The 17782-nt window shown below is 70.7% G+C and carries 16 protein-coding genes and 1 tRNA gene; 11 read left to right on the forward strand and 6 right to left on the reverse strand.

What is annotated here, in order from left to right:
- Positions 1–44: 44 nt before the first annotated feature.
- Positions 45–431 (reverse strand): DoxX family protein, encoded by a 387-nt coding sequence (locus tag AB5L52_RS27965; protein ID WP_351025769.1) that lies wholly within the window; start codon positions 429–431, stop codon positions 45–47.
- 140 nt (positions 432–571) lie between these two features.
- Between AB5L52_RS27965 and sigJ the strand changes: the two genes are divergently transcribed.
- From sigJ to AB5L52_RS28010, 9 genes are all read left to right on the forward strand, one after another.
- Entirely contained in the window at positions 572–1519 is a 948-nt protein-coding gene (sigJ, locus tag AB5L52_RS27970) for an RNA polymerase sigma factor SigJ (protein ID WP_369366877.1), read from the forward strand.
- A gap of 525 nt (positions 1520–2044) precedes the next feature.
- Positions 2045–3109 (forward strand): hypothetical protein, encoded by a 1065-nt coding sequence (locus AB5L52_RS27975; protein ID WP_369366880.1) that lies wholly within the window; start codon positions 2045–2047, stop codon positions 3107–3109.
- 200 nt (positions 3110–3309) lie between these two features.
- Positions 3310–6396 carry a BTAD domain-containing putative transcriptional regulator gene (locus AB5L52_RS27980; protein WP_369366882.1) on the forward strand — a complete coding sequence of 1029 codons (3087 nt, stop codon included), beginning with the start codon at positions 3310–3312 and terminating at the stop codon, positions 6394–6396.
- Positions 6397–6508: 112 nt separating this feature from the next.
- Complete coding sequence (locus AB5L52_RS27985) at positions 6509–7723, forward strand: phosphoribosylglycinamide synthetase (protein WP_351765678.1); 1215 nt, start codon at positions 6509–6511, stop codon at positions 7721–7723.
- A gap of 103 nt (positions 7724–7826) precedes the next feature.
- The gene (locus AB5L52_RS27990; protein ID WP_351562994.1) at positions 7827–8720 is read left to right on the forward strand and encodes a LysR family transcriptional regulator; all 894 of its coding nucleotides are present in this window, start codon (positions 7827–7829) and stop codon (positions 8718–8720) included.
- A gap of 156 nt (positions 8721–8876) precedes the next feature.
- Positions 8877–9215, forward strand: a complete 339-nt coding sequence (locus AB5L52_RS27995) for a hypothetical protein (RefSeq protein ID WP_351562992.1) — start codon at positions 8877–8879, stop codon at positions 9213–9215.
- Positions 9216–9331: 116 nt separating this feature from the next.
- Complete coding sequence (locus tag AB5L52_RS28000) at positions 9332–10621, forward strand: dTDP-4-dehydrorhamnose 3,5-epimerase family protein (protein WP_351030972.1); 1290 nt, start codon at positions 9332–9334, stop codon at positions 10619–10621.
- 110 nt (positions 10622–10731) lie between these two features.
- Positions 10732–12090, forward strand: coding sequence for an MFS transporter (locus AB5L52_RS28005; RefSeq protein WP_369366885.1), 1359 nt, complete (start codon positions 10732–10734; stop codon positions 12088–12090).
- Between the two features lie 147 nt (positions 12091–12237).
- The gene (locus AB5L52_RS28010; RefSeq protein WP_351030977.1) at positions 12238–12381 is read left to right on the forward strand and encodes a hypothetical protein; all 144 of its coding nucleotides are present in this window, start codon (positions 12238–12240) and stop codon (positions 12379–12381) included.
- 91 nt (positions 12382–12472) lie between these two features.
- Here the strand turns inward: AB5L52_RS28010 and AB5L52_RS28015 are convergent, their stop codons facing one another.
- The 5 genes from AB5L52_RS28015 to AB5L52_RS28035 form a co-directional block, all read right to left on the reverse strand.
- On the reverse strand, positions 12473–12982 hold the full coding sequence (locus AB5L52_RS28015; RefSeq protein WP_351562989.1) for a tetratricopeptide repeat protein: 510 nt from the start codon (positions 12980–12982) through the stop codon (positions 12473–12475).
- Positions 12983–13333: 351 nt separating this feature from the next.
- Positions 13334–13406 (reverse strand) — tRNA-His (locus AB5L52_RS28020).
- Positions 13407–13518: 112 nt separating this feature from the next.
- A complete protein-coding gene (gene orn / locus AB5L52_RS28025; RefSeq protein ID WP_351562987.1) occupies positions 13519–14121 on the reverse strand; it encodes an oligoribonuclease in 603 nt (200 codons plus the stop codon).
- A gap of 137 nt (positions 14122–14258) precedes the next feature.
- Entirely contained in the window at positions 14259–15479 is a 1221-nt protein-coding gene (locus AB5L52_RS28030; RefSeq protein ID WP_351030982.1) for a helix-turn-helix domain-containing protein, read from the reverse strand.
- A 378-nt stretch (positions 15480–15857) separates the two neighbouring features.
- The gene (locus AB5L52_RS28035) at positions 15858–16148 is read right to left on the reverse strand and encodes a hypothetical protein (protein WP_351030985.1); all 291 of its coding nucleotides are present in this window, start codon (positions 16146–16148) and stop codon (positions 15858–15860) included.
- Between the two features lie 328 nt (positions 16149–16476).
- Between AB5L52_RS28035 and AB5L52_RS28040 the strand changes: the two genes are divergently transcribed.
- Both AB5L52_RS28040 and AB5L52_RS28045 read left to right on the forward strand, forming a co-directional pair.
- A complete protein-coding gene (locus tag AB5L52_RS28040) occupies positions 16477–17004 on the forward strand; it encodes a universal stress protein (protein WP_351030988.1) in 528 nt (175 codons plus the stop codon).
- 141 nt (positions 17005–17145) lie between these two features.
- Positions 17146–17706, forward strand: coding sequence for a GPR1/FUN34/YaaH family transporter (locus AB5L52_RS28045; RefSeq protein WP_351030990.1), 561 nt, complete (start codon positions 17146–17148; stop codon positions 17704–17706).
- Positions 17707–17782 lie beyond the last annotated feature (76 nt).

Here is a 17782-nt window from a genome sequence, read left to right on the forward strand (position 1 = left end):
AAGCGATCTCCTCTTGCCGGTGGACTCTCGTCAGCGGACTGTTGTCAGTGGACGAAGGACTCCGGGCCGAAGCGGCCCCACGCCACGAAGGCTGCCAGGACGATGTAAAGCACGTCCACCGCCATGAACTTGAGTTCGTGCCGCCGGTATCGAGTGATGGCCGCCCCGATCATGAGGAGCACCAGGCCGGTTGCGGCCAGCGGCACCAGCTCCGGCGCGACGTCGAGCGCGGCGGGCAGGATCAGCCCCACCGCGGCCAGCACCTCCAGGGCGCCGATGGCCTTCACGCTGCCGTCGCCGAAGTCGTCGACCCATCGCGAACTCGGCCCGAACGCCGCGATCTTCTCCTTCGCCATGACCACCTTGCCGCCACCGCCGAGCAGATAGGCGACGGCGAGCAGTCCGGTGACGGTCCACAGAGCGAGGTTCATCCGCTGTCTCCTTGTTCCTGTCGTTCGCTGTCGTTCGTTGTGTCGTTCGCTGTCACCCCTCTGAGACAGGGCAGCCCGGCGCGCTGTGACACGAGCGGATACGCTGCTGGACGTCGTGCGGATGTGTGAAGGGGGAATCCGTGGCGGGATCAGCAGTGGGGACGGACGTGGGGACGGACGCGGACCGGTACCGGTCGCTGCTCTTCTCCATCGCCTATGGGATGACCGGGTCGGTGGGCGACGCCGAGGACCTCGTGCAGGACGCCTTCCTCAACCTGACCCGGGCGCGCCAGGCCGGGACGACAGTCGGGAATCTGAAGGCGTATCTGACCACGTCGGTGACACGGCTCGCCATCAACCACCTGAGTTCGGCCCGGGTACGGCGGGAGACCTATGTGGGCGACTGGCTGCCCGAGCCGGTCGTGGTGTCCACCGAACGGCCCGGACCGGCCGAGCACGCCGAGCTGTCCGACTCGCTGTCGATGGCGTTCCTCGTGCTGCTGGAGACCCTCGCCCCGGCGGAGCGCGCGGTGTTCGTGCTGCGCGAGGTGTTCGGGTACGGCTATCCGGACGTGGCGAGGATCGTCGGCAAGTCCGAGGCGAACTGCCGGCAGATCTTCGCCCGCGCCGGAAAGCGCATCGCCCCCGGCAGGCAGCCGGCCGACCTCGCGCCGCCGCCCCCGGTGCGGCGGGCCGAGGGCGAGGAACTGGCCCGTAAGTTCTTCGCGGCCGCCGAGGGCGGTGACATGGACGCGCTGCTCGGCATGCTCGCCCCGGAGGTGGTGTTCCAGGGCGACGGCGGCGGCAAGGCGCGGGCGCTCGCGAGGTCGGTCACCGAGCCGCGCCACGTGGCACAGCTGATGGTCGGCGGCCTCCGCCGGGTCGGGATACTCGGCGCCTCCCTCCGCGCGGCCTGGATCAACGGCCGGCCGGGCGCCGTGATCCACGACGCCGAGGGCCGCGTGGCCAGCGTGGTCGAACTCGACATCGCCGACGGCGCGATCCGGGCGATCCACTCGGTGTCCAACCCCGACAAACTCGGCCACCTCGGCCCGGTGTCGGACATTGCCCGCCTGCCGAAGAGGTGACGACGGCCGCTCTTGAGGCCTCTTGAGGCCTCTTGAGATCTTTTAAAGTCTTTTGAGGCCTTTGAGGCTTACGGCCGTACCGCCTCCCAGCCCCGCTCCAGCAGGTCGAAGGCCGCGTTGACGGCGGCGACCCGGTCCGGGGCCGTCGCCGCGAGGGCCCGGGCCTCCAGGGCGAGATGGGTCAGGGCGGCGCAGGCGGGGTCGTCGGCGGGGGCGCCGGTGACGACGGCGATCGCCTCGGCCAGGGCGTGTCGTCCCCGGTGACTACAGCGGTGACGGCCGAGATGACCTCGGCGCCATGTACTTCTACAGCGAAGGCCGGGTCAAGCAGGAGTGCCGGGCCGCCCGGCCCTCCCCTCACATCACCTTGCGAACGCTGGCTCGACCGGACCTACCGAAAGGATCAGCGGGTTGAGGGATGGGCCATGCGGGGCTTGGGGTCGTGAGGGTGCGGCGGAGCGGTGCGGACGTACGAGTGATACCCGTCCCTGAACAGGTACGGGCACGGAAGTAAGGACAAGGATCGTGAGCAAGGACGGGGCGTCCATACCGGACGAGGAGTGGGAACGCTTCCTCAAGGAGGCTGAGGCCGGGACTGCGGGAGCGCCCGAGGAACCATCGGCACGGGCCCGGATGGTGGCACGGCAGCTGCGCGAGCAGAGCGGCCAACCGGAGGGCTGGCGGACGTACCGGCCGGCCCGGCGACGACGGCGCACCGGCTGGACCGTGGTCGGCCTGCTGGCTGCGGTCGGATTGCTGGTCGTGGCGCTGGCCCCGGGCCGGGTGGTCGGCTGGTTCGGCGACGGGAGCAGCACGAAGGCGCCGCCGACGGCGGAGGCTCCGGGGCAACAGCCCACCATGGAGGAGCCGTTCAGGGGATCACCTGCGGCCCGGTGGGGCGACGGGGCGGCAGGGATCCACCTGCCCGGAGCGCGGGCGACCGGCTGGATGAGCCAGGAGCAGGTCGCGCAGGCGCTTGCCCGGAGCCGGGACTTCCTGACCGGGTCCAGCCTGGATCCCGGTGTGCTGCGTGGGGAGCACCCCAGCAAGGCGATCGCGTTGATCAATCCGCGTCAGCATGACGTCCAGGACTACCTGGCGGCCGCGTTCCGCACGCCCAGCCGGGAGAACGATCCCCTGCTGCTGTTCAGCCGTTTCGCAGAGGCGAAGGTGCGGCTTGTCGGGAACGTGGTCAAGACGCGGGGCCGGATCACCTACCGAGAGGGTGCGCGCGGCGCGCTCGAGGTGACGGCCGATGTCACCTACGTCTATCCGGTCGTACGCGCCGCGACGGGAAGCGACGAAGTCGCGCGCACCATCGTGCGCCGCGAGATCGTGATGAGCTGGGACAACCCGGCAAAGGTGGACATTGAACCGGGGACGTTCTCCCTTGTCTCTTACAAGGCAGACACCACCAACGGCGGCTGCAACACCTTCACCGGCTACTTCACCCCCGCGTTCAGAGCCGAGCGCGCCGCGACAGGCTTGCAAGACGGCCCCGAGGTCGACCCGTACGACCGGAGCACGCCGATGGACGCCCGCATGCGGGAGGCCAGGCAAGGGGAGTGCGGAACCGCGACACGATCGTGAGCGACGACTTTGCTTGATCGCCGGTGACTCGATTGGGGAGGGGGCTGGTGTTCCTCCGACTCGGGCTTGTTGCGGAGTAAAACTTTTATAATCTCTTGGGAGCAGAGGTACCTTGCAACGGCTTCAGAACGACTGCCCTGCGCCCGTTTGTCGAGGCAGCGCCCGGAGCGAGGGCTCTGCCTGACGGAGGGGGCGCGGTGATGGGGGAAGAGCCGGACCGGCTTCGGTTCAACATCCTGGGCACGCTGGAGGTCTGGGCCGGGCAGACCCTGCTGCGGTTCGGGGGAGCGATCCAGGAACGCGTGCTCGTCACCCTGCTCCTGGAGCCCGGCAAGGCCGTACCGGTCAGCCGTCTGGTCGAGGCCGCCTGGGACGAGGAACCGCCCACGAGCGCCGAACACCAGGTGCGCAAGGCCGTGTCGGAGCTGCGCCGACGGATACCCGGCGGCGCCTGCGCCGTTGTCACGGACGACTACGGCTACCGCGTCCAGCTCGGTGACGGCCGACTCGACCTCGACGAATTCGCCGACCTGTTGCGCACCGCCCGTGCCGCGGCCGACGCGAACCGTACGGCCGAGGCGGTGTCGGTCCTGCGACGGGCGCTCGCCCTGTGGCGCGGCCCCGTCCTGGCCGGCCGCGGCGGCCGGATCATCGAGGCGGCGGCGACGGCGTGGGAGGAACGCCGGCTGACCGCGGCCGAGCAGTACTTCGAACTGCGCCTGGCGCAGGGCGCGGCCCCCGAACTCGTCGGTGACCTGCGCGACCTCGTCTCCCGGCACCCGCTGCGCGAGACCCTGCGGGGCCAGCTCATGCTCGCCCTGTACCGCTCCGGGCGCGGCGCCGAGGCGCTGGAGGAGTACGCGGCCGCGCGCTCCCTCCTCGCCGGGGAACTGGGCATCGACCCGGGCGCCCCGCTCATGCGCCTGCACGAGGGCATCCTTCGCGAGGACCCCGAACTGGCCCCGCCGGCCACCGCTCCGCAGCCCGCCCAGGCGACCGCGGCGACCACTGTGCCCCCGGCGGCCCCCTTGACCTCGGTGGCCGAGCCGGGTCCGGTGGACCGGGGCGTGTGCACACTGCCGTACGACGTGACCGACTTCACCGGCCGGGATGACAAACTTCGGCTGCTGCTGGCGAAAGCCCGCGAGCCCGGCGGCGAGGGCACCCGGATCCTCGCTCTGGACGGTATGGGCGGCTCCGGCAAGACCACCCTCGCGGTACGGGCCGCGCACCGGCTCGCCGACCACTACCCCGACGGCCAGCACTTCCTGGACCTGCGTGGCTTCACCCCTGGTGAGGAGCCGCTGCGGCCCGCCGTGGCGCTGGAGAGCCTGCTGCGGTCGCTGGGCGTACCGGACGAGCAGATACCGGAGGGCACCGGGGCGCGGACGGCGTTGTGGCGGGTCACGGTCGCGCGCAAGCGGGTGCTGATCCTGCTCGACAACGCCGCCGACCCGAGCCAGGTGATCCCGCTGCTGCCCGCCTCCTCCGGCTGCCTGGTGCTGATCACCAGCAGGGGCCGGCTGGTCGACCTCGACGGCGCCGAGTGGATCGGCCTCGGCATGCTCACCGCGGCGGAGAGCGCCACCCTCCTCGCGGAGACGCTGGGCGCCGAGCGCACCGCGGCCGAGCCGGACGCGGTGGCCGAACTCGGAGAGCTGTGCGGCCGGTTGCCGCTCGCCCTGCGCATCGCGGCGGCCCGGCTGCGCAACCGGCCCCGCTGGACGGTGGCGCACCTCGTGGAGCGGCTCAGCCACGAAACGCGCCGGCTGGAGGAGCTGAGCACCGGCCGGCGCAGCGTCACGGCGACCCTGGAACTCTCGTACCAGGCGCTGAGCGCGAGCGTGCGCAGCGGATTCCGGCTCCTCGGGCAGCACCCCGGCACCGAGATCGACGTCTGGTCCGCGGCCGCCCTGGCGGGAACCACCGTGCAGGAGGCCGAGGATCTCCTCGAACACCTCCTGGACGCGCACATGCTGCAGCAGCACACGCTGGGCCTGTACAGCTTCCACGACCTGGTGCGCAGCTTCGCCCGCTCGCTGCCGGGCGACGACACCGAGAACGGGGCACCGGCCGAGCGGCTGCTGCCGTACTACCTCGGCGCGACCGAGGCCGCCTGTGCGACGCTGTTCCCGGACCGGCTGCCCATGGCGTTCGACGTCGCGGTCCCGTCGGCGACCGAACTGCCCGCGTTGCGGACGGCGGCGCAGGCCATGGACTGGTTCGACCGCGAGTACCACACGATCCAGTTCCTCATCGACCGGGACGGGGACACCGCCGACCCGGCCTGTGTGGTGCACCTGTCCCGCAACCTGGCCTTCTACCTGTACTCGCGCAGCAAACCGGACGAACAGCTCGCGCAGGGGATCACCGCCGTACGTGCCTCGCGCCGGCTCGGGGACCAGCGGCTGCTGTGCCTCAGCCTCAACAACCTCGGCGTGGCACAGTGGCGGGCGGGCCGCTTCCACGACGGCATCGACAGCGTCTCCGAGGCTCTGCGGATCGCCCGTTCGCTGGGTGACGAGGTCGGTGAGGCGATGAGCATCGGGCGGCTCGGGCTGCTCTACCTGGACACCGGTCAACTGGCCGAAGCGGTAAGCCACTTGGAGCGAGCCGTGGTGCTGCGGCGCGAGAGCGGCTACGCGACCGGCGAAGCCGACAGCTGGGCCAACCTGTCCTCCGCATACCGCCGGCTCGGCCGCCACCGCGAGGCCGTCGCGGCGGCCGAGGAGGCGCTGCGGATCAACCGCCGCCTCGGCGTCCTCGACAAGGAGAGACTCGTCCTGAACGACCTGGCCGCCGGGCTGCTGGGCATGGGCGAACCCGAACGGGCGCTGGCGGTCCTCGACGCCTGCCTCACACCCGGTGACGAGGCCCGGGCCACGGAGAACCACGCCCTGGCCCTCGCCCTCTCGGCGGAGGCCCGCCAGCTCCTCGGCGACGACGAGCGCGCGCTGCGCGACGCCGACCACGCCCGCGAGACCGTCGGCCGCTCCGGAGTACGACTGCGCGCTTCGGAGATCGAGAACATCGTCGGCCGGGTCCACCGCAGGGCCGGCGACCCCGCCGCGGCCCTGCGCCTGCACCGGCTCGCCCTCGACCGTGCGACCGCCCTGGACTACCGGGCCGAGATCCTCGACGCCCTGACCGGGCTGAGCGCCGCAGCGGCGGACTTGGGGGAGAAGGAGGCGGCGGCGGAGTACCGGGATCGAGCGCGGGTCCTGGCGGCGGAGCTGGGGATCGGGGAGAGAGAAGGCAAGACGGAAGGGGAGAGCGAAGCGGAGTAACGATTCGGCGGAGGACCCGGTTCCCGCACCGGCGGACGTGCGCGGGAACTCAACGGGAACTGATGCGTGGATGCTCCCGGCAGGCAACGTTCAGTCCACGAGGAGCCTCGCCATGCAGACCCGACCCGACCGCCTGCTGATGGTTCTGCCACGCGCCCGGACGGTCCGCAAGGCCGTGGCGGCAGGGTATCGGGTCTGGTCCGTGTGGGACCCGGCGCTGCGCCCGGCGACCGAGCACGCCGACGTGGTCCGGCACTCCGCACAGGTGCTGACCGCCGACCTCACCGACGAGCCGGCTCTGCGCGCACTCGTCGTACGAGCCGCCGAGGAGCATCGCATCGGGCACGTGCTGTACCTGGGCGGCGGGGCGGGCAGGCGGCCGGTACTGGAAGAGGCTCACAAGCTCGGCCTCGGCGTCAACTCGCCCGACACCCACCGGCTCCTGGAGGACCGTGGCGCCCTGCGCGATCTGCTGAGCGGCCACGACCGGCTGAGCGTGCGCTACCGGCGGGTGGAGCGAAGGTCCGAACTCCCGGGCGCCGTACGCGAGTCGGGCGGTCATCCGGCCGTCGTCTGCTCCCTGGCCCGGGACGCCGACCGCCGTCCCGTCCTCGCCCCCGACCTGGGTGCCCTGACGGCCTGGGCCCTACGCACCCCGGGGCCCTACCTCGTCGAGGAGTTCTTGGCCGGGCCGCAGTACAACGTCACCACCCTCAGCGTCGACGGCATGCACCAAGTCGTCGGCATCACGGCCACGGTGACCGGGGGGCCGCCGCATTTCGTGGCGACGGAGCATGTGCACCCGGCCCGGCTCGGCGCGCGTGCGGGCGCCGAGATCCGGTCCGCGGTGTGCGCGCTGCTGGACCTCGCGGGATTCGAGTGCGGCCCGGCCGACACCACCGTCGTGCTGACCGCCACCGGCCCGCGCATCGTCTCCTCGCATCCCCGGTTCGCCCGGGACGGGATACCCCTGCTGCTCCGGGTCACCTGCGGGATCGACCTGGAGGCGGCGTTCTTCCAGAGCCTCGCGCTGGGCCGATGTCTGCCGCACGCCGACCCGGCGGGCATCGCCGCGACCGGCTTCTTCCGGCTGCCGCCCGGCCGCCTGACTGCCGTGACCGCTCTGGACGAACTGCGCGCTCTGCCCCATGTGCACGCGGTGCGCTTCCCGTTCCGCCCCGGGGATGTCGTCCGCGCCACGACGAACAGCGCGACCCGGCACGGCTATGTCGTCGTCGACGGCGCGGACGCGGACGCGACCGCCGAACGCCTGGCGACCGCGCGGCAGTTGCTGCACACCGGAGTCGAGGTCGAACCCGCACCCTGACCCCCCCCACCCACCGAGCGCCCGTGTCACCGCACGGCTCACGCGCTCGTACGCGCCGCCGGTGAACCCCATCTCCCGCACCAGGAGGACAGGACACGTGGACATGCGTCAGCTCAGGACGTTTCACAAGGCCGCCACTCTGCTCAGCTTCAGCCGCACGGCAGCCGAGCTCAACTACGCGCAGTCAAGTGTGACCGGGCAGATCAAGGGCCTGGAGAACGCCCTGGGTGTGGCGCTGTTCGAACGGCTCTCCGGCCGCAGGGTGCGGCTCACACCGGCCGGCCTGCGGCTGCTGCCGTTCGCGGAACGGTTGCTCCTGCTGGCCGACGAGGCGCGCAGCGTGACCCTGGGCTCCCCCGAGCCGTCGGGGCGGCTGGTGATCGGGACGATGGAGAGCATCGCGACGTACCGCATGCCACCGCTCCTCGAGCTGTTCCACCACCGCTGCCCGCAGCTGGAGTTGGTCCTGCGGCCGGGCAGCGGGGCGGAGATCCTCGACGGCCTGCGCCAGGGTGCCCTGGACCTGGTGCTGCTGATCGACACCGACACCCGTCATCCCGGCCTGGAGAGCACGGTCTTCGGACCGGAGCCGCTCGTCGCCGTCGTAGCACCCGACCACGCACTGGCCGGTCTGCGGTCCGGCACCGGTGAGCGGCTGCGTGACGTGCCCATCCTGGCGCCGGAGTCCGGCCGCGGCTACCGGCGGCTCCTGGAGCGCGAGTGGAACGGCCGTACCGCGCCGCTGCTGGAGTCAGGCACGGTCGAGTCGACCAAGCGGTGGGCCGCGGCCGGCCTGGGCGTGGGGCTGTTGCCCGAGGTCGCCGTCGTCGAGGACATCGCGGCGGGTGTGCTCGTACCGCTCGACTGGCGCCCGCCGTCCGCCGTGTACACGCAGCTCGTACGACGCCGGCGCACCCCGCTCAGCCGCGAGATGCGGCTCTTCATCGACCGGGTCAGCACCCTGATGGCCGAGGAGAACGACCAGCTCGCGGCCTGATGAGAGCCGACCCATCGGCTTGTCCGAATTCCCGTGACAGATAAGCCGATCGGGAATTCATTGACCGTGTCGACTGGGCCTGATGAAATCAAATCACCAACAGAGAAGCCCCCGGAAAAGCGAGACAAGGGGGCGGACAATCAAAAGGAGCTGGATATGAGCAACGTCTCCGTCACCCCGGCCCAGCAGATGATGAACAGCCTGTACGCCGACGGCGCCCAGTTCGACGCCGACTGGAGCAAGGTCGACGACGCCACCCTCACCCAGCTGCGCGAGGCCGCCGCCTCCGGTGACGAGGCGCTGCAGTCGCTCCTCACCAGCCTGGCGTTCACCAAGTTCGAGGGCGCCGAGCAGGCCGCGCGTCTCTCCGCCTCGCTGGCCGGCATCAAGCAGGCGGCCGTCGCGGAGATCTTCGAGGAGCTGCCCACCACCTCGATCGACGACCTGCGCGCCGCCGCCGAGGCCGCCGGCTACGAGGTCGAGATCCTCGCCTGACCTTCGACGCGGGGCGATGCGGTCCGGTCCCCGGAACTCGTCTCCGGGGACCGGACCGCCCCGTGGAAAAACCCCGCCCCGCTCCCACCGTCACGCAGAAAAGGAAAGGGAAAGTCGTGAGTGAGTCGTTTTCCATCGAGGGGCTCGGCTGGCGTGAGAACTGGCGGATCGAGAACGGGAACGATTCCTACGTCGTCCCCTTCCCGACACTGCGGCCGGCCACCCTGGTTTTCCATGGAGAAACCGAATTCAGCTACGGTCACTACGGAATCCACCTGGGCCAGGCGGACGTCCTGACCTTCCTGGGCCCGAGCAACGGCACGATCACCGGCTGGTTCATCGACTGCCGCGAGGGCTCGCCCACCGCCGGGGTGCGTGAGAAGCACACCTGGTCGCCGACCTCGGCCCGCGCCCTGTACGTCCCGCCGGGCGTGGCCCACACCTTCGACGGCCTGGAGTTCGTCAACACCATCAACTCCTACGAACTGTTCCTGCCCGACCCCACCGAATGGGTCCACGGCAGCCTCGACTGGCAGCCCGATGCGGACATCATCAACATCCCCCTCGACATCACCGACGAGGACGTCCCCCGCTACCGGCCCAACTCCCACCCCGCCAGCGAACTCTGGTACGACATGGTCGCCGCCCAGCAGCGCGCCATGATCCCGAAGGTTGCCTACGAATACCCCGTCACCCGGGACGTGAAGCTCGCCGACGGCACCGTGCGCCGAGTCGAACTGCGCCGCCCGCTGCCCAAGGAGGACCGGAGGAACTGGGAGCCGCTGGCAGACGTCTTCGGTATGGGCTGGGTGCGTCACCCGGTGATCCGCAGCGGCGCCGAGTCCGGCTTCTCCGCGCTCCTGGACCGCCACCCGCTCTACTTCATCGACCACGGCGAGACCGGCTACACGCACGACGCCTACGGCATCCACCTCGGCCAGGAGGACCGGCTCACCTTCGTGGGACCGCGCGACCAGGACGTCACCCTCCACCTCATCGACACCCGGGTGGACTCGCCGACCTACGGCGCGGACGTCACGTACACCTTCCGCCCCGACCCCGAGCGGTATCTGCTCATCCCGCCGGGCGTGGGCCACGCCTTCGAGCACCTGGAGAACGTGTACACCGTCAACCGGCCGCGCACCCTGCTGCCCGAGGACGGCAGCGAGTACCAGCCGGGCAACGACGTCATCGACTGGCCGGTCGCCAAGCGGCCGATCCCGTCGCTGCGGGCCAACACCGTTCCAGCGAGCCGGGAGTACTACGAGGCCCGGGTCTCGGACCAGAAGGCCCTGCGGGCGTTGCCCGTCACCCACTCCACCCCCTCGGTGATGATGATCAAGGGCAAGGACGGCAAGGAGATCAGGGTCGCGCTGCGGAAGAAGGTGGCGATGACCGGCTCCTGAGCGAGCTCCACCGGTGCGGCGGCCACCCCGGCCGCCGCACCGGTGTCGTATCCGCACGTCCTCCGTTCCTCTCACTTCCTTCCCCTGCCGTATCCGGAGTTGGGAATCCGATGTCGTCCCTGTCCCGTTCCCTGTCCCGCTCGCTGGCGCCCCTGCGGCACCGCGACTACCGGCTGCTCTTCGTCTCGTACCTCATCAGCATGCTCGGCGACGGTGTCTGGCTGGTCGCCCTGCCCTGGGTGGCCATGGAGCTGGGGGGTGACAGCTCCGGACTCGCCCTGGTGGTGGGCGCCGAGTCGGTCGGCCTGATCTCCTGCGTCCTGGTGGGCGGTGTGCTCGCGGACCGCTTCCCGCGCAAGCGGGTCATCGGCTGGTCGTTCGCGGCGAGCTTCGCCGCCCTGGGTGTGCTCGTCGTCGTCCATGCCGTCGGTCGTCTGACGGTGTGGCACCTGGTCGGCGCCGCCCTGGTGCTCGGCGCGTCCGCCGCCATCAGCGGTCCCGCCGCGGACGCCTTCACACCCGACCTCGTACCCGAGGAAGAGCTGCACTCCGCCAACGCCCTTGAATCCACGGTGCGTTCGCTCACCATGAGGATGATCGGCCCCGCGCTCGGCGGCATGCTGATCTCGCTGCTCGACTCCCTCAGCGTCATCGTGCTCAACGCGGTCAGCTTCGGGGTGGCGGCGATGTGCGTGGCCCTCATCCGGCCGGGCGCGTCCGCCGGTGCCGTACCCGAGAAGGCGCAGGAGGCCGAGCCGGCCGAACCCGTCCCGTACCGTCAGGCGCTGCGCTATCTGTTCGGGGAGCGGTGGCTGTGGGTGCTGATCGTGTGGTCCGGCGTGGTGCTGCTGCTCCAGTCCGGCCCCCGGCAGGTGCTCCTGCCCTTCCTCATCAGCGACCGGCTCCACGGCGACGCCCGCGACTACGGCCTGCTCATCGCGGTGACCGGGGTCGCGGCCGTAGTGGCGTCCCTCGTGCTGGGCGCGCGCCAGGCCCCCCGGGACTACGCCCGCAAGATGCTGCTCGCCTGGACGGTGGGCGCCGCGCCGCTCGCGCTGATGGTCTTCGTGCCGGCGTTCTGGATGCTGCTCCCGATGGCGGCGGTGTACGGCTACTTCTCGACCGTCGGCAACGTGTACTGGTCGACGCTCATCCAGACCTCCGTGCCGAGCGCGGTGCGCGGCCGCGTCATCAGCATCGACTGGCTGGGCTCGCTGGCGCTCGTCCCGCTGTCGGCGGTGCTCGCGGGTGTGGGCTCGGGCCGGGCGTTCGTGGCGGCCCTCTTCGTGCTCGGCGGGACGCTGCCGGTGCTGCTGACACTGGCGACGCTGCGGTGGGTGGACCTGACCGCGCTGAAGCCGCCGGGGGAGGCCGGGGAGCAGGCAGCGCCGGGGCAGACCGTGGAAACGGCCGGGGCGCCGGCGCCCGAACGGAGGGAGTCCCAGGTGGCGGCGCCCCCGGTGGCCTGACACTCATGGCGCCCGTTCTCTCCTGAGATGCGGTTCCTGCGCCGTTCCCGTCGCACGGGAGGGCCGGAGGAGGGCCGCGGGAACCGGGGCGGGCAGCATCGGAGATGTCGAAAGCGACCCGAGTAGACCGTGACAAAGGGGTGGGGCATGCTCAGCAAAGTGATCAAGCTGGCCGGGGCTCTCGCGATGACACTGGCGCTGGCGCTCGGGGCAGGCGCCCTGGCCGGACCCGAGGGCGCGACGCACACCGTGGCCCAGGGGGAGGGCCCGGGACACCCTGCGCAGCATTGACCGCGCGCGAGCCCGGGCCGGCCGGTATGCCGCATCGGTGGAGGGACCGGCCCCTGTCGCCGGAGGGCGAACCGGGCCGGTCCCGCCCGGCTCAGCCGTTCGGGGCCGGGTCGGCCACGGCCGCGGCGTAACGGGCGAGCGAGACGTTGTAGCACGGCAGGTGCCGGGCGAGTGCGCCCAGCGCGAGCGCCGCGGCCTCCCGCTCCCGGCCGAGGTCGACGAGCGCCAGGGCGAGGAACGCGGTGACCGCGTCGTCGAGGTGGTCCGAGGTCTGCTCGCGCTCCGCGAGCAGTAGGTCGGCGCCGGCCTGCGGGTCGCCGAGCGCGCGCAGCGTACTCGCCAGCTGGATGACGGCCTGTCGCCGGCGATCGCCGTCCAGTCCGCCGTCCAGCGCCTTCCGGTAGTGCGCGACGGCGCGTTCGCCGAGGTCGGTGGCGTCGTAGGCGGAGGCCAGCTCGAAGGCGGCGACGGCGTGCCCCGCCGGCAGCTCGGCGGCCAACGCCTCGATCCTCGAGCGGAATTCCGCCGGGTCGCAGTCCTCGAAGGCGTCCCACAGGGCTGCGCACCGCTGTTCCCACTCCGGCGTGGTCGTCATGGTCATCGCCCCAGCCTGGCAGACGGAAACCGCCGTCGCGCGACACGCGGCGGTTCTCTTGTGGGCATGCACCGCGCTGACGTCCGTCAGGGGGGTGCCGGAAGCGGGCAGGCCGACGGCCATACTCTGCCCGGCCCAGCCGTGAACAGCATCCGGACGTCTGACACCCCTGCGGCGACGTCGAGTTACCGATTGGTCCCGTCGGCCGTGTGCCGAACCACACCATGCCGCATCCTGGACGACGTGGTCCTCCGCCCTCGGCAGCTTCGTGCCCCGGCGGCAGTTCTTCGCCCTCAGCCGAGGCGGCAAACGACAAGGCCCCTGACCTTTTCCCAGGTCAGGGGCCTTGATCATCAGGGTGAGTGACGGGACTCGAACCCGCGACATCCTGGACCACAACCAGGTGCTCTACCAGCTGAGCTACACCCACCATGACCGGCGGTGGAAGTCGTTTCCCCGACCGGCCGAGAAGAAGTCTACAGGGTCCGCAGGGGTGCTCGCGCACACGTTTTACGGCACCCTTGCGCGGGACCTCCGAAGACTTACTGAGCAGGCAGGACGTGCTTGGCGGCGATGGCCTTCGCCGTGTCGGAGTCGGGGCCGGGCTGCGGGACGAAGATGGCCTCGCGGTAGTAGCGCAGTTCGGCGATCGACTCGCGGATGTCGGCGAGGGCCCGGTGGTTGCCGTTCTTCTCCGGGCTGTTGAAGTACGCCCGCGGGTACCAGCGGCGCGCCAGCTCCTTGATGCTGGAGACGTCCACGATCCGGTAGTGGAGGAAGCTCTCCAGGGCCGACATGTCCCGCTCCAGGAAGCCGCGGTCGGTGCCGACGGAGTTGCCGCACAGCGGGGCCTTGCCGGGCTCCTTCACGTGCTCCTTCACATACGCGAGGACCTGGTCCTCGGCGTCCTTCAGCGTCGTGCCGTTCGGGAGCTCGGCGAGCAGCCCGGAAGCGGTGTGCATCTGACGCACCACGTCCGGCATCGTCTCCAGGGCCTGGTCCGGCGGGCGGATGACGATGTCCACCCCCTCGCCGAGTACGTTCAGCTCGGAGTCGGTGACGAGGGCGGCCACCTCGATGAGAGCGTCGTCGGACAGCGAGAGGCCGGTCATCTCGCAGTCGATCCACACCATGCGATCGTTCATGCGACCACCCTAAAGCGGGCCTGCGCTTTTGGATGCCCCTGTACTGGTTCCGGCCTGTGCTGAAAGGGCCGGCCTGTGCTGAAAAGACAGACTGAAAGGACAGAGGGGGCGAGTGTGCTCGCCCCCTCCCATCTCTCTCAGCTACCGCTCCGCGGCCCCGGCAGCAGTCCCACCGCGCCCGCCGCCTGGCGGCGGGTCTGCATCGGGACACCGTTGTCGCGGTCCGGGTGCAGCATCGTGGGTGGGTGACCTATCGAGCCGACGCCCGGCAGGCCCGGTGGCGGGCCCGGCTGGCCGGGCGCGGGCAGCGCCGGCTCCGCGTCGGCCGGCTTGTCGCCCTGCGGCCGACGGGCCCGGTAGGCGGCCCGGTAGGCGGCCGGGGACGAGCCGAGCTGGCGGCGGAAGTGGCCGCGCAGCGCGACGGGGGAGCGGAAGCCGCACCGGCCCGCCACCTCGTCCACGGAGTAGTCCGACGTCTCCAGCAGCCGCTGTGCCTGCAGCACCCGCTGCGTGATCAGCCACTGCAGCGGCGCACTGCCGGTCAGCGAGCGGAACCGGCGGTCGAACGTACGGCGGCTCATATAGGCGCGTGCCGCCAGGGTCTCCACGTCGAACTGCTCGTGGAGGTGTTCCAGCGCCCAGGCGACGACCTCGGCGAGCGGGTCGGCGCCGATCTCCTCTGGTAAAGACCTGTCGAGATAGCGCTCCTGACCGCCACTGCGGCGCGGTGGGACCACCAGGCGCCGGGCGAGCGCGCCGGCCGCCTCGTTGCCGTGGTCCGTCCGCACGATGTGGAGACAGAGATCGATTCCGGCCGCCGTGCCGGCTGACGTGAGCACGTCGCCGTCGTCCACGAACAGCTCACGCGGATCGACGTGCACCGACGGATAGCGCTTGGCCAGCGTCGGTGCGTACATCCAGTGGGTGGTCGCCGGGCGGCCGTCCAGCAGGCCCGCCGCCGCGAGGACGAAGGCCCCGGTGCACAGCCCGACTATGCGGGCCCCCTCCTCATGCGCCCGGCGCAGCGCGTCGAGCGCCTCTTCCGGTGGTGGCGCGGTGATCGAACGCCAGGCCGGTACGACGACCGTCCCGGCGCGCGAGATCGCCTCCAGTCCATGCGGCGCGGTGAGTTCCAGGCCCCCTGTGGTCCGCAGCGGGCCTTCCTCGCCGGCGCACACCAGCAGCCGGTAGCGCGGCACTCCGGCGTCCTGGCGGTCGATTCCGAACACCGACAGCGGAATGGAACTCTCGAATATGGGGCCGCCGCTGAACAGCAGCACCGCGACGATCTCCTTGCGGCGGCGTCCGGAAAGTTTCCGGACGGCGGCCTCCGGCGCGGCAGTGGAGTCGTGGCTCATACTGCTAAGCCCCCCTCGGTGGTCGCGGCTCCTCGGTTGTGTCGCTCCTGCACGTTTCCCCTCGGTCCTGCACGAGTCCCCCGCCGTAAGACAGTCAAGATCGAATCTACTGGCTCCCGCGGTCTCACGGTGACCAGTTCCACACGCCCCTGATTGTCGACATGACAACTTGGCGTGAAGCATTCGATCACGAAGCGTTGCACTCGTGGGGGGTGTAGGGAAGTGCGCCTTGTGGCGGTGGCCGAACCGCGTAGGGTGCGCAGCCGCCCCTGGACCCTTTCCGTGCAGGTCAAACGGGGGTTGAGGGGTGGTCGGGGGCCTCCTGGGGCGGCATTGAGAAGTTGGCTGAAAACAAGCGGTGTGGGGTATGGAAACAGGTCAGTCGACCGGTGTCCGTCGGCGGGTGTGACGTCCCCCTCTTTGCACCGCGCAACGCTTTGCGGAACACACGTGCCGCTCGGCACACCGCTCGGAGCGGCGCAGCAGGATCCGGCACACCGCCGTCACGGCGGCCAGGCCCAGTGCGGCGCCCGCCGCGCCGGCCAGCGAGGAGCCGTACCAGACCAGCACCACGGGGACGAGAACGCAGCTGAAGGCGGCCCAGCGGATCACATCGCTCACGGTGTCCGGCGCGGAATGCGACTCGGAGGTGGGTCGGGGACCGGGCATCACTCGTACTCCCTGTGGCGGTGGGTCACCCGGGTTCAACGTCTGTTCGACCCGTCGGTCACCGGCCGTACGTCTGTGAATCCTGTGCAAACCGCCTGTACGGGGCAGCAACCATTGCGTTACGGGCGCCGCTCGTGCATGCTCCGGTGAACCCCTACGGACGTCGGGGGACCGCTTACGGAGCGTGCGCGGGATCTGGGCTCAGGAGGCGTGCCGCCGTACCCTTGGGGGTATGGGGTTGGGAAGATGTTTCCCGGACACAGCTCCGTGACACAGTTCCGCGCACACTGTCGTCCCACCCATAAAGGATCACAACGCCGAGACAGCCATGGCCGGTCACGAATTCTTCGAACCCGCGGACCGCAAGCGGCCCGTCGCCGATCCCACGGCGTCCGAGCCCCTGGCGGCGGAAGAGTCACGCCCCTCCTGCGACCCAGCCTTCCGGCACGGAGTCGTCGTCGGCTTCGACGGCTCCACCTCCAGTGAGCGCGCCCTCGCCTACGCCATCGGTATGGCCCACCGCTCCCAGTCGGGCCTGATCATCGTCCATGTCGCCAACCGGCTGCCGACCACCGTGTGGGCCGGCTGCGAACCGCCCGTCTTCGTCGACGTGCCGGACCATCGCACCGAGGTCCTCGGGCTGGAGCTGGCGTGCGCGGACTATCTGGCCGAGGTGCCGTGGATCCTGGTCGAGCGGGGCGGGGACATCTGCCACGAACTCGAAGAGGTGGGCCGGGAGTACGAGGCCGACGCGATCGTCGTCGGATCCACGCACGGCATCGTCGGCCGGATCTTCGGCTCCGTCGCGGGGCGGCTCGCCAAGCGGGCGCAACGGCCCGTGATCGTCATCCCGTGATGGTCATCCCGTGATCGTCCTTCCCTGACTGCTCCAACTCCCTTTGTGCAGCGCGAAACTACTCGCGCGTAGAGGTGGTTTGTGCCCTTGTGAAGGGCATATATCGGTCACCGCGCAACTGCAGCACGAAGGGAGCCCGCCGTGGACAGCGAAGTCTCTGCGGGAAGCGGAAGCACCACCGTGGTCGGACGACTCGCCCTGGGAATCACCCTGTTGGCGTTCGGCCTCGGTACGACTGGCGTGATTCACGGCGTGGCAGCGTCCGACGCCGTGTCAGTGGCCCACTATGTGGGCGGAGTCGCTCTGTTCCTCGTCGGCCTGCTGGCCTTCCGGGGCGGCGACAAGTCCTCCGGTACGGGTTTCGTGGCTCTCGGCGCCCTGTGGTTCACCTGGGCTGTCGGGGACCACGCGTCGGCCGACGCGGCCGGACTCTTCCTTCTCCTGTTCGCCCTCGTGGCGCTCACCCTGACCCTCGCGGGCGGGGACAGCCTCGGTCAGGTCATGCACGGGCTGCTGTTCCTGGCGATGCTGGTGCTGGCCGTGGCGTCCTTCGCCGACAGTTCCTCTTTGGCCAAGGTCGGGGGCTGGGTCGCGGCGGTGTCCGGTGCGGTGGCCTGGTACGCGGCCACGGCTGTGCTGGCGCACTGGCCGACGACGCTTCCGGGGCGTGCCGCCGGCCGGGGGGTGACGGCCACCGGCTGATTCCCAGCGGCACCGAAGGGACCCCCACGTGCTTGGTGGCACACGTGGGGGTCCCTTTTTTCGCGCCTGAACCGGC

The organism is Streptomyces sp. CG4 (genome assembly GCF_041080655.1).
In the GTDB taxonomy this organism is placed as follows: Bacteria; Actinomycetota; Actinomycetes; order Streptomycetales; family Streptomycetaceae; genus Streptomyces.

Excerpts from the sequence above, each read along its gene's own strand:
- AB5L52_RS28035 (WP_351030985.1), bottom strand. The coding sequence starts at position 16,148 with ATGCCCGGTCCCCGACCCACCTCCGAGTCGCATTCCGCGCCGGACACC.
- AB5L52_RS27980 (WP_369366882.1), top strand. The coding sequence starts at position 3,310 with ATGGGGGAAGAGCCGGACCGGCTTCGGTTCAACATCCTGGGCACGCTG.
- AB5L52_RS28015 (WP_351562989.1), bottom strand. The coding sequence starts at position 12,982 with ATGACCATGACGACCACGCCGGAGTGGGAACAGCGGTGCGCAGCCCTG.
- AB5L52_RS27965 (WP_351025769.1), bottom strand. The coding sequence starts at position 431 with ATGAACCTCGCTCTGTGGACCGTCACCGGACTGCTCGCCGTCGCCTAT.
- AB5L52_RS28030 (WP_351030982.1), bottom strand. The coding sequence starts at position 15,479 with ATGAGCCACGACTCCACTGCCGCGCCGGAGGCCGCCGTCCGGAAACTT.
- AB5L52_RS27985 (WP_351765678.1), top strand. The coding sequence starts at position 6,509 with ATGCAGACCCGACCCGACCGCCTGCTGATGGTTCTGCCACGCGCCCGG.
- AB5L52_RS27990 (WP_351562994.1), top strand. The coding sequence starts at position 7,827 with ATGCGTCAGCTCAGGACGTTTCACAAGGCCGCCACTCTGCTCAGCTTC.
- AB5L52_RS28040 (WP_351030988.1), top strand. The coding sequence starts at position 16,477 with ATGGCCGGTCACGAATTCTTCGAACCCGCGGACCGCAAGCGGCCCGTC.
- AB5L52_RS28010 (WP_351030977.1), top strand. The coding sequence starts at position 12,238 with ATGCTCAGCAAAGTGATCAAGCTGGCCGGGGCTCTCGCGATGACACTG.
- orn (WP_351562987.1), bottom strand. The coding sequence starts at position 14,121 with ATGAACGATCGCATGGTGTGGATCGACTGCGAGATGACCGGCCTCTCG.
- AB5L52_RS28005 (WP_369366885.1), top strand. The coding sequence starts at position 10,732 with ATGTCGTCCCTGTCCCGTTCCCTGTCCCGCTCGCTGGCGCCCCTGCGG.
- AB5L52_RS27995 (WP_351562992.1), top strand. The coding sequence starts at position 8,877 with ATGAGCAACGTCTCCGTCACCCCGGCCCAGCAGATGATGAACAGCCTG.